This window comes from Pseudomonas sp. GW821-FHT07E12 (assembly GCF_058986605.1).
This window is the reverse complement of sequence record NZ_JBYSVX010000057.1, coordinates 1-16,182: the sequence shown is the minus strand read 5'-3', so window position 1 is coordinate 16,182 and position 16,182 is coordinate 1. Positions and strand designations below refer to the sequence as shown.

Here is a 16,182-nt window from a genome sequence, read left to right as displayed (position 1 = left end):
ATGGGGGCCCCGGAAAGTCAAAAGCAAAGAGCGACAGCAAAATCACGAGCAACGGCAACGGCAACGGCAACGGCAACCGCAACCGCAACCGCAACCGCAGGGCACGCCGCTGGCGGCCGGAGGTCGTGTGTAGCTTTTCCTACAGCAAATGCGCTGTGGTTTGTAAACTAGGCGGACTGTTTCCCGCCAAAGAAGGCTCCGCCGTGAATCCGATGCGCATCCTGTTGCTGTCCGCTTGCCTCTTTGTGGGAGGTATCGCGCAGGCGGCCAATGATTTGCCGGGTGGGGGTATCGACGCTGAGGCGCTGTCGCGGCACGTGCGGGTGCTGGCTTCCGACGAGTACGAGGGGCGGGCGCCTGCGACCACCGGTGAGCAGCGCACGGTCGATTACCTGGTCGGGGAGTTCAAGAAGGCGGGGTTGCAGCCCGGTGGTGACAAGGGCGGCTGGACCCAGTCGGTGCCGTTGGTGCGGGCGCAGGTTGAGGGGCCGGTCAGTGCGACGCTGAAGGTTGCCGGTGCCAGCCAGGCGCTGGTCAACGGTGAGGATGTCACGCTGCAGAGCATGCGCCCGCTGTCGCGTGTGTCGCTCAAGGATGCGCCGCTGGTGTTCGTCGGCTACGGCATCTCTGCGCCGGAGCGGAACTGGGACGACTACAAGGGCGTGGATCTGCGCGGCAAGATCGCGGTGATGCTGATCAACGATGCCGATTTCGAGACGCCGCAGCCGGGTGCGTTCGATGGCAAGGCGGTGACCTATTACGGCCGCTGGACCTACAAGTTCGAGGAGGCCGCGCGTCGTGGCGCCGCCGGTGTGCTGATCGTGCACGAGACGGCGCCGGCCGCGTACGGCTGGAACACGGTGCGCAGCTCGGGGCTGTCGCCGGTGTTCGATATCGAGCGCACCGTCGCCGATGCCAAGGCGCAGCACGTGCCGGTACGTGGCTGGATGCAGCGTGACCTGGCGGTGTCGCTGTTCAAGCGTGCCGGGCTGGATTTCGAGGTGGCCAAGCACAGCGCGCAGCAGGCCGATTTCACGCCGGTGGCGTTGGGCGATGCGACGCTGTCGGTGGATTTCCGGGTCAAGCGTGAGCGCGTGGTCACGCACAACGTGGTGGCCAAGCTCGATGGCAGCACGCATCCGGACGAGACGGTGATCTTCTCGGCGCATTGGGATGCCTTCGGCGTGGGTGAGCCGGACGCGAGCGGTGATCGCATCCGTCGCGGTGCGGTCGACAACGCCACCGGTGTGGCCAGCGTGCTGGAACTGGCGCGCGTGTTCGCCGCCGGTCCGCGTCCGCAGCGCACGCTGTACTTCATCGCGCTGACCGCCGAGGAGAAGGGCCTGCTCGGGGCCAATTACTACGCCGCGCATCCGCTGGCGCCGCTCGACAAGACCGTGGCGGTGCTCAATATGGAGATGTTCAGCCCGGACGGCCCGACCCATGACATCGCGTCGTGGGGCAAGGGCCGGGTGTCGCTGGAAGGCCAGCTGGAGCAGGCCGCGCAGGCGCGTGGACGGACCTATTTGCCGGATCCGAATCTGGAAGCCGGCTTCTTCTACCGCGCCGATCACTTCGCATTCGCGCGCATGGGTGTGCCGGCGATCACCGTCGGTCCTGGCCTGGACAAAGTCGATGGTGGCGTCGCCGCTGGCAAGGCATTGCGCGACAAGTACTTCGCAAATTGCTACCACCAGCCGTGCGATCGCTGGACGCCGCAATGGGATGCTACGGGCCATGCGGCCGATACCACGCTGGTCTATGACCTGGGCGAGGCGCTGGCGAACGGCCGCGCCTGGCCGCAGTGGCAGGACGGATCGGAGTTCAAGGCGATCCGCGACAGGAGCGAAGCTGCGCGGCGCTGATTCCTGCGGTTCTAGGCTGTCGGGATTTGTTTCTCTTCTTGCTCGGGCTTTGCCTTCATTTGCCTCCTGCCTTCGCGGGGGCAGGTTTTTCGACACCTCGCTGCGCCCCGGCCCGGCGCAGCGCGCCGGGCGTTCAGGCGTGTGCGAGCCAGTGGCTCGCAAGCAACACGCCTTCACCCCGCCTGCGGGAGAAGGGAAGGATGTGCTGGCTGTGATGGTCATCGTGGGTGCATGCCCGTGATCTCGAAAATCGGGCCGTCGCGATAGAATTCAACGTCTGTTCTGCGGTCTCTCCCATGTCCTCCTCCGCTTCCGCGCCGGCTTCACGCGCTGCTGTCGTCCTTGCCCTGCTGTTGGTCTATGTGGTGTGGGGCTCGACTTATCTGGCGATCCGCTTCGCGCTGGAAGGCGGTGCGCTGCCGCTGACGATGGTGTCGGGCACGCGTTTCATCATCGCCGGCACGTTGCTGTACACGGTGCTGCGCCTGCGCGGTGTGGCCGCGCCGACGCGCAGGCAATGGCCGAACGTGGCGATGATGGGCGGTACCTTGCTGCTGCTCGGCAACGGCATGGTGGTGCTGGCCGAACGCAATGTGTCCTCGGGCCTGGCGGCGACGGCGGTGGCGTCGGTGCCGTTGTGGATGGCACTGTTCGGGGCGATGAGGGGCCAGCATTTCAGCCGCGGCGAATGGATCGGCGTGGTGATCGGTTTCCTTGGCGTGGTCTGGCTCAATGCCGGCAGCAGCCTGACCGCCACGCCAGGTGGTCTGGTGCTGCTGCTGATCGCGCCGATCGGCTGGGCATTCGGCTCGGTGTGGACGCGTGGACGCGATATGCCGTCGCCGTTCATGACCGCGGCCGGGCAGATGCTGTGTGGCGGCGTGCTGCTGGTGCTGGCCGGATTGCTGATCGGCGAGCGGCCGCAGGCGCTGCCGACGCCGGGTGGAATGGCCGCGGTGGCCTATCTGTGCGTATTCGGTTCGATCGTCGCCTTCACTGCCTACGTCTGGCTGTTGCATAACGTGCGCCCGGCGCTGGCCGGTAGTTATGCCTACGTCAATCCGGTGATCGCGGTGGCACTGGGCACGTGGCTGGGGCACGAGCGCTTCACCTCGCATGACTTCGGTGCGATGGCGGTGATCCTGGCGGGCGTGGCGGTGGTCACGCTGGCGAAGGCACGCAAGTGAGCGAGGTCGATGCCCGCGAGGCTCGCCGCGGTCTGGCGATAACCGCCGGTGCGTTCGTGGTCTGGGGCCTGGTGCCGATGTACTGGCATCTGCTCAGGAACATTCCGTCGTTCCACATCATCGCCCACCGCATCATCTGGAGCACGGTGCTGGTGGTGAGTTGGCTGCTGCTGTCCTCGCGGCTGGGCTGGTGGCGGCAGATCGCCGCGCAACCGCGTGCGTTGGGCGTGCTGGCGTTGAGCAGCTGTGCGATCGCGTTCAACTGGGGCCTGTACATCTGGGCGATCAACAACGGTCACGTGATCGAGAGCAGCCTGGGTTATTTCATCAACCCGCTGGTCAACGTCGTACTCGGTGTGCTGGTGCTGAAGGAGCGGTTGCGTGGCCTGCAATGGTTGGCGGTGGCGTTCGCGGCGGCCGGGGTGACCTGGATCGCGATCAAGACCGGTGCGCCGCCGTGGATCTCGCTGGGGCTGGCGCTGTCGTTCGGGTTGTACGGGCTGCTGCGCAAGCTGGTGGCGGTCGATGCGGTCGCCGGCCTGGGCGTGGAGAGCCTGTTCCTGTTCCTGCCGGCGCTGGGGTTCGCGGTGTGGGGCGAGCAGGGCCATGGCGGTGCGTTCCTGCACGGCTGGGGCTGGCGCAACGACCTGCTGCTGGCATTCGGCGGCGCGGTCACCGCGCTGCCTCTGATTGCCTTCGCCTACGGCGTACGGCGCATTCCGCTGTCGCTGGTCGGCATCCTGCAGTACATCGCCCCGAGTCTGGCGCTGGTGCTCGGCGTGTGGTTTTTCCACGAACCGTTCGATTCGGTGCGGGCGATCGGTTTTGGCGCGATCTGGATCGGGTTGTTGCTGTTTGTAGGCGATAGCGTGTGGCGTTCGCGGGCTTCTGCCCCGTAGGAGCGGCTTCAGCCGCGATGGGGCATTCCCGGGAGTGCCCCATCGCGGCTGAAGCCGCTCCTACGGGACGTCAGCTGCTTGGTGGCGTTTGTACGTCCCGCTGCAACGCCAGGATGTTGGCTTCCTGCGGAAGTTCCGGAGCCGGGCATTTCGCATGGCCGCTGCCGTCCTGCGCGAGCCAGTCGTCGACGACGCCGCCGAGCAGGTCCAGCCGCAGCGGCAGGCTCAGGTGGTTCTCGCCGCGCATCTCGATGTAGTGCACGCGCGCGCTGGAGCGGGCCAGTTCGCGGCCGTGTTCGACCGGGATGTGCTGGTCGGCTTCGCCGTGCAGCAGCAGCACACAGGCCTGGGTGTCGGCGAGCGCGTGGGTCACGTCGATGTCGTCCAGGTTGAGGCTCAGGCGCTGGTCGGTCGCGGCGATCACCGCATCCAGGTTCTGGCCGCCGTAGCGCCAGCGCGCGTAGGTGGCGACTGCCTGCGCCTTCCAGCCGTTCGGGCGGCTGGCGAGCATGTGCGGGACCATGTCGCGGATACCGCGTCCGGCATTGGCGAAGGACTCCATTGCCACCACGCCGGCGACCTGCGAGCCGAGCTTGTCGGCGGTGAACAATGCGGTCGCCGCGCCATAGGAAATGCCGAACAGGTACAGCGGCCCGGAAACCTCGCCGCGCGCGCGTAGGGCATCGATCACGTCGATCACGTCGTCCGATTCACGCGTGCCGTAGCCGGCCGGGCCGCCGCCGGAATGGCCGTGGTTGCGCAGGTCGATCGTGATCACGTGGTAGCCGGCCTGGGCCAGTTGCAGCGACCAGGGCAGCAACGAGTCGCCGTCCATCATCCAGCCATGCAGCAGCACCACGGTGCCGCGCGAGGCCTGCGGGCGGAACGGCTGCGGCAGCTTGAACGAGAAATCCACGTCGAGCGGCTGGCCGGCGTCGTGGCGCTGGCCGAGGTAGCGGTAGCGCAGCCCGTACTGGCCGGCATCGAAGGCACGCCAGAAGATCGGCACGCCGTCGCGGGTGACGACATGACCATTGCGGTTGGGCACGGCTGCGATGGTGGCGGCGATCTGCTCTTCGTCCAGCAACGGCGAAACGCCGCCCGGCGTGACCAGGCGATCGCTGAGCGAGGTGGAGGAGCAGGCGGCCAGCCATAGGCAGGCGCAGGCCAGGATCAGCAGGCGCATCATGGCGGTGGGGGGACTACGGCAAGGCTGCTCAGGCTAGCGCTGTCATGCCGGCGTCATCTACCGCAGTTCGATGACGATTGCATGACAGGGCGGGGTGCGTTCAGTATCCGGCCAATACCTGTGGGAGGGACTTCAGTCCCGACGGGCCTTACATGCAAAGCCGTCGGGACTGAAGTCCCTCCCACAACAGCAGCCCCTTCCGGGGAGCGACCCGTGCGTTTACACCTCGCGCAGCGCCGTGGTGATCGGTAGCCGCGCCGCGCGCAACGCCGGGAACAGCCCGCCGACCAGGCCGATGCCGAGCGCCCACTTCAGGCCGGTCCACAACAGCTCCGGCGAGACCTTGAACTGGAACACCACCTGGCTGAAGTTGCTGCCCAGCGTGGACACGCTGTAGCCGTTGAAGATCGCCCAGGCGATCAGGCCACCGAGCACGCCACCGAGCAGCGCCAGCAACATCGTCTCCAGCATCACCGCCATCACCACCGGCAGGCCGCGGAAGCCGATCGCGCGCATCGTGGCGATCTCACGGGCGCGCGTGGCCACTGCCGCGTACATGGTGTTGAGCGCGCCGAACACCGCGCCGAACGCCATGATCGTGCCGATGAACTTGCCCAGGACTTCCAGCACCTTGCTCAGGTTGCCACCCTGCTTGCGGTAGTACTCGCGGGTGCTGAACACGTCCAGTTTCAGGCGCGGATCGGATTCCATCGCGGTCTTGAACTGCTGGAAGCCGGACGTGCCCTGGGTGCGTACGCTGATCGACTGGTAGGCGCTGCGGTTGTAGGTGGTGGCCAGCGTCTGCGTGTCGGTCCACAGTTCCGAATCATGCGCATCGCCGCTGGCGAACACGCCGACCACGTTCCAGGTCTGGCTGCCCATGGTGATGGTCTTGCCCACTTCCACGCCGCGGAACTGCGATTGGGCACCCTTGCCGGCCACGATCTCGCGCAGGCCGGGGGTGAACTTGCGGCCTTCCAGGATCTTGACCTTGTCGTGCACAGCCCAGGCCTGCTCGCCGACACCGCGGAACTGTGCATTGACGTCGGTGCCGTCGGCCTTGGACTGCAGGTTCACCACCTGCGACAGCTCCGGGGAGACCAGCGGGCGATTGTCGGCATCGCGCGCCACGCCGGGCAGGCCGGAGATCAGCGGCACCTGGTCGCGCATGATCACCGAGTTGGTCTCGGCCTGCGAACCACCGCGCAGCACGATCGCGGTGGTGTCATCGCCGGTGCTTTCCAGCGTCGCCTGGAAGCCCTGGCCCATCGCCAGCATCGCCACCAGCACGCCGACCACGCCGGCGATGCCGACCACGATCACCGAGGTCGCGCCCCAGCGTTGCGGCAGGCTGGCGATACCGATGCGTGCGGCGGCCAGCGACAGCCGGCCGGCACGCGTCAGCAGCAGCCATAGCGCCACGATCGCCGCCACGGCGAGCACCGCGTACCAGGGCAGGAAGATCCATACCACCAGGCCGATCGCCAGCAGCAGGGTCGAGAGCACGTTCCATATCCATTGCTTCTTCATGTGCGTACTCCTATCAGCGTCCGGCCAGTGCGTCGACGATCTTCAACCGCTGCGCGCGCAATGCCGGCAACAGTCCGACCACGATGCCGATGACGATCATCAGCCCCAATCCGATCAACCAGGTCTGCGTCGGTACCTTGTGCACCGGCAGTGCGCCGCCACTGGCCGTGGCCAGCACGGGGATGGCCACCGAGGCCAGCGCCATGCCGATCAGGCCGCCAAGCACCACCAGCAGCACCGACTCCACCATCACCAGCGACAGCACGGTGCGGTCCTGGAAGCCCAGCGTCTTGAGCGTGGCCAGTTCCGGAATGCGCTCGCGCACCGCCTGCGCCATGGTGTTGCCGGTCAACAGCAGCAGGGTGAAGAACACCGCGCCCATGATCGAGGTGACGATCAGGCCGATATCGGCGAACTGCTTGATGAAGGCCTGCTGGAACGCCGACTCGGTCTGGGTCTTGGTCTCATGATCGGAGTTGGCCGACAGCGCATCGATGGCCAGGGCCACGCGCGAGGCATTGTCGGGATTGTCCAGCCGCACCGTGTACCAGCTGACCTGGCTCTTGATGTAGTCGTTGCTCTCGTCGAAGTACTTCCAGTTCATCATCAACTGCTGCTCGGACTGCACGTTGGCGCGGTCCTTGGCGCGGAAGATCGCCTTCAGCTCCAGCGGCCAGTCGTTGCTGCCGCTGCGCGGGAAGATCGTGGCCTGCAGCGGGATGGTGTCGCCGATCTTCCAGTTGTACTTCTTGGCCAGCGCCTCGCCGACGGCCGCGCCGGTGCGGGTGTCTTGGAATGCCTTCAACTGATCCGGCGGCACCTCGAACTCGGTGTAGACGTCGAAGTAGTTCGGGGCCACCGAGAAATTGGCGAAGAATTCCTTCGGGTCACGGTAGATGCCGCCGAACCACATCGCATAGGTCACATCGCGCACGCCGGGAATGGTGCGGATCTGCGATTCCAGGCGGATCGGCAGTGACTGGGTGATGGACAGGCGCGAGGCGACGATCATGCGATTGGCGCCCTCCACCGAACCGCCGGAGGTGAACGCCACGCGCACCGAGTCCAGCAACCCGAACAGCAGGAACGCCACCACCACCGAGAACAGGGTCAACAGGGTCCGCGTCTTGCTGCGGAACAGCTGTGCCCATATGAGCGAGAAATATTTCATGGCATCCCCCGATCAGTACGCGACGGGCGCGTCGGCCAATTCGCCCTTGTCCAGGTGAATGGTGTGGGTGGCGTACTCGGCGGCCTTGGGGTCGTGGGTGACCATGATGATGGTCTTGCCGTGGTCGCGGTTGAGCTGTTGCAGCAGGCCGAGTACGTCCTCGGCCGAGCGGCGGTCGAGGTCGCCGGTGGGCTCGTCGCAGATCAGGAAGGTCGGGTCGGAGACGATCGCGCGGGCGATCGCCACGCGCTGCTGCTGGCCGCCGGACAACTCACTGGGCTTGTGGCTGCGACGCTCGGCCAGGCCGACCAGCGACAGCGCGATCTCGGCATTGCGCTTGCGCTGGGCGGCACCAAGCGGCGTGAGCAACAGCGGCAGCTCGACGTTCTTCTGCGCGGTGAGCATCGGCATCAGGTTGTAGAACTGGAACACGAAGCCGATGTGGTGGCTGCGCCAGGTGGCGAGCTGGCCGCCGCTCATGCGGTCGATGCGCTGATCCTCGATCTCGATCTCACCACCGCTGGGCGTGTCCAGGCCGCCGATGAGGTTGAGCAGGGTGGTCTTGCCGGAGCCGGACGGGCCCATCAGCGCGACGAAGTCGCCGCGTTCGATCTGCAGGTCGATGCCATGCAGGACCTGGACCTTTTCGGGGCCGCGTTGGTAGGTCTTGGTGACGTTGCGGAGGGAGACTAGGGCGGTCATGGGATTTCCTCTGCGGTGCGATGGATGGATTGCGTGATGCTTTGGGGGTGCTTTGGCTGTTGTTGTTGCTTTGGCTGTTGCCTTTGACGTTGACCTGCCGGGGCCCCTGTCGTAGCGGCGGAGACGGCGGGTAAAACCCCGCAGGGGCGACGCACATGGATGTGCGTCGTTTTCTGCCGCGGCATGGATGCCGCGTCAGAAAATCCCGTCGACTCCGCGAACCCGTAGCGCAGCGAAGGGCGCGAAGGCGGGGTGTGCTTTCTTTTGGTTACTTTTCTTTGCACAAGCAAAGAAAAGTGACTCGCGCCCGAAAGGGCGTGAAACGCTTTTGCATTTGCTGTTGCTTTCGCCTGCGCTCTTGTAGGAGCGGCTTAAGCCGCGATAAGGCTTTCCTGGGAAGTCCTCAGTCGCGGCTTAAGCCGCTCCTACAACAGCGACAATCAAGAGCAAGAGCTTTCACTCCCCTTCGGGGAGCGAGTTACCTTTCTTTGCTCGTGCAAAGAAAGGTAACCCAAAGAAAGCACGCCCCAGTCCTCGCGCCCTTCGCTGCGCTACGGGTCCACTCCGCCAGCGGGATTTTCTGACGCGGCATCCGTGCCGCGGCAGAAAACGACGCACATCCATGTGCGTCGCCCTTCGGGTTTTCCCCGCTGGCTCCGTCGCTGCGGATGGGGGCCCCGTAAAGCGGCAAAGCAACAGCAAAATCACAGGCAACAGCAACAGCAACAGCAACAGCAGAAGCAACAAAGCCAAGAGCGGAAGCAGCAGCAAGAGCAGAAGCAGGAGCAGCAGCAAGAGCAAAAGCAGAAACAGCAAGAGAAACGGCGGATCTACTGCGTGATTCGTAAATCCAATGCGAAAATCACATGGGCTCCCGTATCCGTATGCCCGGCGAAACTCAATTCGCCGCCGCCACCTTCACCTTGTCCCCATCCTTCAGCGTCTGCGGTGGCGTCACCACCACCGTGTCGCCTGCGGACAGGCCCGACAACACCTGCTTGTCATTGCCCATGGCCATGCCGGTCTTCACCTCGCGCAATTCGACGCGATCGTCGTTCTTCAACGCGAATACCTCGGTCTTGCCATCGTGTTGGACCAGCGCGCCGGCCGGCACGCGTACGCCCTGCGGCTTGTTCTGTTCCTGCGGCTGTGCCTTCTCCAGGAAGCTCACCCGCACGCCCATTTCCGGCACGATGCGCGGATCTTTCATGTTCAGGGCGACGCGCACCTTCACCGTGGCCTTGCCGCGGTCAGCGGTCGGGATGATCGCGATCACCTCGCCGGGAATGCGCCAGTCCGGATAGGCGTTCAGGATCGCTTCCACCGGCATCTTCGGCTGTACCCGGCCGATGTAGGACTCGCCGACCTCGACCTCGATCTCCAGCGATTCCATGTCGACGATGGTGCCGATGCCGGTGCGGGTGAAGCCGCCGGTCGCCAGCGGCGAGACGATTTCGCCCGGCTGCGCGGACTTGGCGGTGACCACGCCGGAGAACGGGGCGCGCACGATGGTGTTGTCCACGCCGTTGTCGGAGATCTCAAGCTGGCGCGAGGCGACCGCGACGTTGCGCTGCGCCGCCTGCAACTGCGCTCGCAGCGCGTCGCGGGTGGCGATCGACTGGTCGTACTGCGAGCGCGAGACCAACTGCTCGCCGACCAGTTTCTGCAGACGGGTGGCGTCGGCCTCGGCCTGGGTGAGCTGGGCCTGCATGTTCGCGACCTGGGTGCGTGCGGACTCCACCTGGGCGATCGAGAGCGCGCGCTGCGCGTCGGCGTCGATCGGGTCGAGCGTGGCCATTACCTGGCCTTCCTCCACGCGCATGCCTTCCTCGATGGTCACCTCGCGCACCTTGCCGGTGATCTTGGCCGACACCGTCGCCATGCGCCGCGCGACCACGTAGCCGCTGGCGTCCAGTACCGAGGACGAGGCGCCGCCGGCGCTGATCGCCACCACCGGTGCAGTGCGTACCTCGACCGGCTGCGCGCGGCCGAACAGCAGCAGGCCTGCCGCGGCCAGCGCCAGCACCACGATCACCACGGCCACGGTGATCCACAGCCCGCGCCGCGAAGGCGGCTCGCTGGGCGGGGCTTTGCGGTCGATGCGGAGTTCCTTCAGCAGATCGGCAGACGTGTTCATCATGGACACTGGACGGGATGTGGGACGGAATGTGACCGCAGGACCCGGTGACTGCAAGTTGCCAGAAGTCACCAGACGCGGATTGGACGTCCGAAAAGTGGCCTGCAGCATGCACCGCCGCCCCTGCCGCGACCAGTGACAACTGTCACCGAGGATCGCTGACGGCCGTGACTGCGGGTGTCGCGGTGCTGCGGCAGGCTGTGAGGTATGTCCTGACAGGGGGTTCCGTATGCACCGGCCATCATCACCGCTGCTCGCCTGCCTATAGGGGGCGCACAAGCGTTTTTCCGCGCGGTACGCCGCATGTGGAATCACCCTTCGGTCCGCCACCTGAACAGCCAGTCTGCTTCTGCCGTCTGTAAACATACGGGGCCGGTGGTGCCTCCGTAAAATCAATCCGAGCATCCCTTGCCGCCAAGCCCACTGTGTTGAAGAACACGCGTTACTACCGCCCTATCAACGACTTGCGTCGTAGCCTCGCGCGCCGGCTCATGCGCATGATCTTCGGCAACCATGGGCAGCCAACCTCGGAACCGCTTCCCGCCACGGGCATCTATCGGATTCTGGTCTGCCACGTCAGCCACAGCCTGGGCAACACGCTGCTGCTGACGCCGTTGCTGTCGGAGCTGGAAAAGGTCTACCCGGCTGCGGAAATCGACATTCTTACGCGCAGCCCGATTGCCAACGATGTCTATGGCTGTTTTTTCAGCGTCCGGCGCATCTACTCCCTGCCTGCCCACGGGGTTGGACATCCGTTGCAGCTTTTCGGCACCTTGCACCGCATGCGCAGGATTCGCTATGACTTGGCGATCGATGCCGATGCCTTGTCGCAGACCGGGCGCATGCTGATGCTGTTGTCGAATTCAACGTACACGCTCGGCTTCAGCAGCCCCAAGAAGCATGGCGAGATTACCCATGCCGTGCCGGTACCGGCGGATCTGGAGAGCAAGGGGCGTCGCCCGGTCTATCTGCTGCGCAGTGCCATGGGGCGCGATACCGCGGCGGATTATCCGGTGCCCGATATTCGGCTCAGCGCCGGTGAACGGGAACAGGGGCACGCTGCACTGACCCGCTCGCTCACCGCAAGCGGCATCGTCTCCCCGGGGCGCGGCATCATCGGCATCTTCGCCAATGCCACCGGCCCTAAACTGCTCGGCGAAGCCTGGTGGATGCGTTTGATCCAGGTGCTGGAAGCGCAATGCCCGGAGCATCGCATCGTGGAGATCCTGCCGGCCTCCGGCGACTCGATGCTCAGTTCGCGCTACCCGGCGTACTACTCCAGTGACCTGCGCAAGATCGCCAGCGTGCTGTCGGGTCTGGCCGTCTATATCAGCGCGGACTGCGGAATCATGCACCTGGCCTGCGCCTCGGATGTGCCCACCATGGGTATCTTCACCACGACCAATGCGGGCGAATGGGGGCCTTACGGTCCGGGCAGGCATGTGATCCCCGCACGGGATGTTGCGCCGGAAGAGGTGGCTCGCATGATCGCGGCCATGCCGGAATTGATGACACGCCCTGGCGTCTTCCCATGAGGGAGATGGCATGCCTCTTTTCCAGCCGAGGCCAGTGACAACTGTCATCGAAGATCGCTGACGGCCGTGACTGCCGGTGTCGCGGCGACTGCGGCAGGCTGTGAGGTACGTCCTGACAGGAGGTTCCGCATGCATCGTCCGTCATCACCGCCGTTGGCCTGCCTGCGCGGCGCGCACAAGCATTTTGCCGCACTGCACGCAGTGCGCGGCATCGATCTGGAGGTCCATGCAGGCGAGCTGGTGGCGCTGCTGGGCAGCAACGGTGCCGGCAAGAGCACCAGCATCGGCCTGCTGCTGGGCCTGCATATGCCGGATCAGGGCGAGGCGCTGCTGTCCGGCTGCCCCGCCAGTGAGCGTGCGGCGCGGCAGGCGATCGGAGTGATGCTGCAGTCCGCCGGTCTGCCCGCCGCGTTGCGCGTGCGCGAGCTGCTCGACCTGTTCCGGCGCTACTACCCGGCGCCGCGCAGCATCGCCGATTGCGCGGCATTGGCAGGGTTGGAGACGTTGCTGGAACGTCGCTACAGCCAGCTTTCCGGCGGCCAGCAACGGCGCGTGCAGTTCGCGCTGGCGATCTGTGGGCGGCCGCGCCTGCTGTTTCTCGACGAGCCGACCACCGGGCTGGACGTGGAGGCGCGCCAGCGCCTGTGGCGCTCGATCCGCGAGATGGTCGATGAAGGTTGTGGCGTGCTGTTGACCACGCATTACCTGGAAGAGGCCGAGGCGCTGGCCGATCGCGTGGTGGTGCTGCAGCACGGCAGCGTCGTTGCCGAGGGCGGCGTGGATGAGGTGCGCGGGCGGGTCGGTGCATCGCGGGTGCGTTGCCGGACTGCGCTGAGTGCCGCGCAGGTGACGCAATGGAGCGACGTGCAGGCGGTGAACGTCACCGGTGCCCGCATGGAAATCGTCACTGCGCGCGCCGAGGGCGTGGTGGCGCGGCTGCTCGCGGCCGATCCGCAGCTGGCCGATCTGGAAGTGCAACGCGCCGGCCTGGCCGATGCGTTCCTCGACATCACCCGCAGCGCGGAGGCCGCATGAGCACGTCCACCATTCCAGCTGCCCGCCAGTGGCCGATCTATCTCGGCGAGGCCCGCTACGAACTGCTGCGCGTGCTGCGCACGCCGGCGTTCGCGGTTCCGTCGCTGGTGTTCCCGTTGCTGTTCTATCTGTTGTTCGGCGTACTGCTCAATCGCGGTGATGGTTCGGTCTATCTGCTGGCCAGCTACGGCGTGTTCGGTGCGATGGCGCCGGGGCTGTTCGGCTTCGGCGTGATGCTCGCGCTCGATCGCGAACGTGGCCTGCTCACGCTCAAGCAGGCACTGCCGGCGCCGCCCGCCGCATGGCTGGTGGCACGGGTAATGATGGCGATGGTGTTCGCGATGGTGATCGCGCTGTTGCTGATCGCCGCCGCAACGCTGCTGGGTGGCGTAGTGCTGACGCCGATGCAGGCGCTCGCACTCGTGGCGGTGGATGTATTCGCCGCACTGCCGTTCTGTGCGATTGGGTTGTGGATCGGCAGCGTGGCGTCCGGTTCGGCGGCACCGGCGATCATCAACCTGGTGTACCTGCCGCTGGCGTTGCTGTCGGGGCTGTGGCTGCCGCTGTCGCTGCTGCCCAAGGTGTTCTCCACGCTGGCGCCGCTGTGGCCGTCCTGGCATCTGGGCCAGCTCGCGCTGCGCGTGGTCGGCCAGCCTTCGCAGGGCTCGCCGTGGCTGCACGTGGCGGCGCCGCTGCTGGTCGCGGCGGTATGCTTCGCGCTCGCGCTGCGCAGATTGCGGCGCAACTGACCCGGGACGCCAGAGCATGTCCTTCTTCGAACCCAGCCACGATTCGATCATCGGCATGCGCGCCGGCCGCAGCGAGGGCAACGAGCGCTCGCGCTGGTTCCCGGTGCTGATGCTGGGATGGTCGGTGTGGATCTTCGTCACGCCGCTGTACGAGCCGAAGTCCTTCCCGCACTGGTTGTGGCCGACCGTGGCCAGCTACGCGGTGTTTCTGGTGCTGTACTACCGCGCCTATTACCGCAGCAAGCAGCACATGCTCGGCTACGCGCTGGGCATCGTCGTGCTGGCGTTCGCGACCACTCCGTTCAATCCCGGGGCGCAGGGCTACATGATCTATGCCTGCGCGTTCCTGGCCTTCTGTGGAAGTACGCGGACGGCGATAGCGTGGATGCTGGGCACGCTCGGCGCCTACTGTGTGGTGTGGGTGCTGGTCGGCTGGCCGAACATCTATCTGTTCAGCACGGTGATGGTCGGCTTCATGGTCGGATTGTTGAACATCATCATGATCCAGCGGACCAGGGCCGACGGTGCCCTCAGGCTCAGCCACGAGGAAGTGCGGCGCCTGGCCGCCACCGCCGAGCGCGAGCGGATCGGCCGCGACCTGCACGATCTGCTCGGGCACACGCTGTCGCTGGTCGCGCTCAAGGCGGATCTGGCCGGGCGGCTGGTCGATCGCGATCCGCTTGCCGCGCGCCGTGAGATCGACGAGGTGGCGAAGGTATCGCGCGAAGCATTGGCGCAGGTGCGGCGCGCGGTGACCGGCATCCGTGCGGCCGAACTCGCCGCCGAACTGGCCTCGGCACACCTGCTGCTGGAGACCGACGGCATCCTGCTGACTTACGCGCTGCCGGAGCTGCCGCTGCCGCCGGAGCTGGAAACGGTGTTCGCGCTGGCCCTGCGCGAGGCGGTCACCAACATCCAGCGGCATGCGCGTGCGCAGCGGGTGCGGATCGAGCTGGTCTGCGCGGGTGATCACGCGGTGCTGCAGATCAGCGATGACGGGCGCGGCGGCGACATCGCGCCAGGCAATGGCCTGCGCGGCATGCGTGAGCGCGTGCAGGCGCTGGGTGGGGAACTGCGCGTGGACTCGCGGCGTGGCCAGGGCACGCAGGTGCAGGTGCGGTTGCCATTGCCACCGGTGCAACGGGTGGTTTCGCGACTGGCGTCGATCGCAGGCATGCCCGCTGCCTGAGCGGATGGATTCGCCAAGGCGCTGTTCTCACCCAGAGTCCCTCCCACACGAGGCTTGCCTGGTCGGTGCCGCGACGACCTCAAGGGCGCTTCCATATCCAACGCGAACGGAACGTTTGCTAACGTGCTGCCGGGCAGCGAGGAGAACCCCATGCGCGTGCTGTTGGCGGAAGACCAGGCGATGCTGCGCGGCGCGCTGGCTGCGCTGCTCAATCTGGAGGACGACATCGACGTGGTCGGCACCGCCGCCGACGGCGAGAGTGCCTGGCGCGAACTGCAGCGGCTCGATCCCGACCTGCTGGTCACCGACATCGAGATGCCGGGGCTGACCGGGCTGGAGCTGGCGCAGCGTATCCAGCGTCAGGCGCTGCCGGTGCGCGTGGTGATCGTCACCACGTTCGCGCGGCCCGGCTTTCTGCGCCGCGCGCTGGACGCGGGCGTGTCCGGCTACCTGCTCAAGGATGCGCCGGCCGAACAACTGGCCGAGGCGTTGCGGCAGGTGTATCGCGGTGGCCGCGCGATCGATCCGCAACTGGCGGTGGAGGCCTGGGCCGAAGCCGATCCTCTCAGTGATCGCGAGCGCAACGTGCTGCGTCTGGCCGGCGAGGGACGTTCGGCGAGCGAGATTGCCGAGCAGCTTGGGCTCTCGCACGGCACCGTGCGCAACTACCTGTCCGAATGCATCGGCAAGCTGGGTGTCGCCAACCGGATCGAGGCGTATCGGTTGGCGCGGCAGAAGGGGTGGTTGTAGCAGGGCGAATGTTCTTGTGCGAGCGACTTCAGCCGCGACGGGGCTTTATCGGGAAAGCCCCGTCGCGACTGAAGTCGCTCCCACAATGGATCGCGTGCTGTTGCGCCGCCGTCCCCGCTTGATCAGCCATTTGGCTGCTGGAAAGCACTTCGCAGGGACGACGGTAGAAACATTGGCGCGAGTTTTGTAGGAGCGGCTTCAGCCGCGATGGGGCTTTATCGGGAAAGCCCCATCGCGGCTGAAG

General features: G+C 66.0%; 13 protein-coding genes. 8 read left to right on the top strand and 5 right to left on the bottom strand.

From position 1 onward, the window contains the following. Positions 1–212: 212 nt before the first annotated feature. From AC3WJE_RS20005 to rarD, 3 genes are all read left to right on the top strand, one after another. Positions 213–1,865, top strand: coding sequence for a M28 family metallopeptidase (locus AC3WJE_RS20005; RefSeq protein ID WP_493732593.1), 1,653 nt, complete (start codon positions 213–215; stop codon positions 1,863–1,865). A 296-nt stretch (positions 1,866–2,161) separates the two neighbouring features. Further along, on the top strand, positions 2,162–3,052 hold the full coding sequence (gene yedA / locus AC3WJE_RS20000) for a drug/metabolite exporter YedA (RefSeq protein WP_493732592.1): 891 nt from the start codon (positions 2,162–2,164) through the stop codon (positions 3,050–3,052). After that, the gene (gene rarD / locus AC3WJE_RS19995) at positions 3,049–3,951 is read left to right on the top strand and encodes an EamA family transporter RarD (RefSeq protein ID WP_493732591.1); all 903 of its coding nucleotides are present in this window, start codon (positions 3,049–3,051) and stop codon (positions 3,949–3,951) included. The genes yedA and rarD overlap by 4 nt, the downstream gene beginning before the upstream one ends. Positions 3,952–4,021: 70 nt before the next feature. Here the strand turns inward: rarD and AC3WJE_RS19990 are convergent, their stop codons facing one another. The 5 genes from AC3WJE_RS19990 to AC3WJE_RS19970 form a co-directional block, all read right to left on the bottom strand. Further along, a complete protein-coding gene (locus AC3WJE_RS19990) occupies positions 4,022–5,137 on the bottom strand; it encodes an alpha/beta hydrolase family protein (protein WP_493732590.1) in 1,116 nt (371 codons plus the stop codon). Positions 5,138–5,359: 222 nt separating this feature from the next. Further along, positions 5,360–6,670 (bottom strand): ABC transporter permease, encoded by a 1,311-nt coding sequence (locus AC3WJE_RS19985; protein ID WP_493732589.1) that lies wholly within the window; start codon positions 6,668–6,670, stop codon positions 5,360–5,362. Positions 6,671–6,683: 13 nt separating this feature from the next. Next, the gene (locus AC3WJE_RS19980; protein ID WP_493732588.1) at positions 6,684–7,841 is read right to left on the bottom strand and encodes an ABC transporter permease; all 1,158 of its coding nucleotides are present in this window, start codon (positions 7,839–7,841) and stop codon (positions 6,684–6,686) included. Between the two features lie 12 nt (positions 7,842–7,853). Further along, entirely contained in the window at positions 7,854–8,543 is a 690-nt protein-coding gene (locus tag AC3WJE_RS19975) for an ABC transporter ATP-binding protein (RefSeq protein WP_493732587.1), read from the bottom strand. A gap of 898 nt (positions 8,544–9,441) precedes the next feature. Next, entirely contained in the window at positions 9,442–10,680 is a 1,239-nt protein-coding gene (locus AC3WJE_RS19970) for an efflux RND transporter periplasmic adaptor subunit (protein WP_493732586.1), read from the bottom strand. Positions 10,681–11,108: 428 nt separating this feature from the next. Between AC3WJE_RS19970 and AC3WJE_RS19965 the strand changes: the two genes are divergently transcribed. The 5 genes from AC3WJE_RS19965 (at position 11,109) to AC3WJE_RS19945 (ending at position 15,938) form a co-directional block, all read left to right on the top strand. Further along, a complete protein-coding gene (locus AC3WJE_RS19965) occupies positions 11,109–12,215 on the top strand; it encodes a glycosyltransferase family 9 protein (protein ID WP_493732585.1) in 1,107 nt (368 codons plus the stop codon). Positions 12,216–12,344: 129 nt separating this feature from the next. Further along, positions 12,345–13,250 carry an ABC transporter ATP-binding protein gene (locus AC3WJE_RS19960; RefSeq protein WP_493732584.1) on the top strand — a complete coding sequence of 302 codons (906 nt, stop codon included), beginning with the start codon at positions 12,345–12,347 and terminating at the stop codon, positions 13,248–13,250. Then, positions 13,247–13,999, top strand: coding sequence for an ABC transporter permease (locus tag AC3WJE_RS19955; RefSeq protein WP_493732583.1), 753 nt, complete (start codon positions 13,247–13,249; stop codon positions 13,997–13,999). Before AC3WJE_RS19960 ends, AC3WJE_RS19955 begins: the two co-directional genes overlap by 4 nt. A 16-nt stretch (positions 14,000–14,015) precedes the next feature. Next, a complete protein-coding gene (locus AC3WJE_RS19950; protein ID WP_493732582.1) occupies positions 14,016–15,188 on the top strand; it encodes a sensor histidine kinase in 1,173 nt (390 codons plus the stop codon). 150 nt (positions 15,189–15,338) lie between these two features. Beyond that, the gene (locus AC3WJE_RS19945; protein ID WP_493732581.1) at positions 15,339–15,938 is read left to right on the top strand and encodes a response regulator transcription factor; all 600 of its coding nucleotides are present in this window, start codon (positions 15,339–15,341) and stop codon (positions 15,936–15,938) included. The last annotated feature ends 244 nt before the right edge of the window (positions 15,939–16,182 follow it).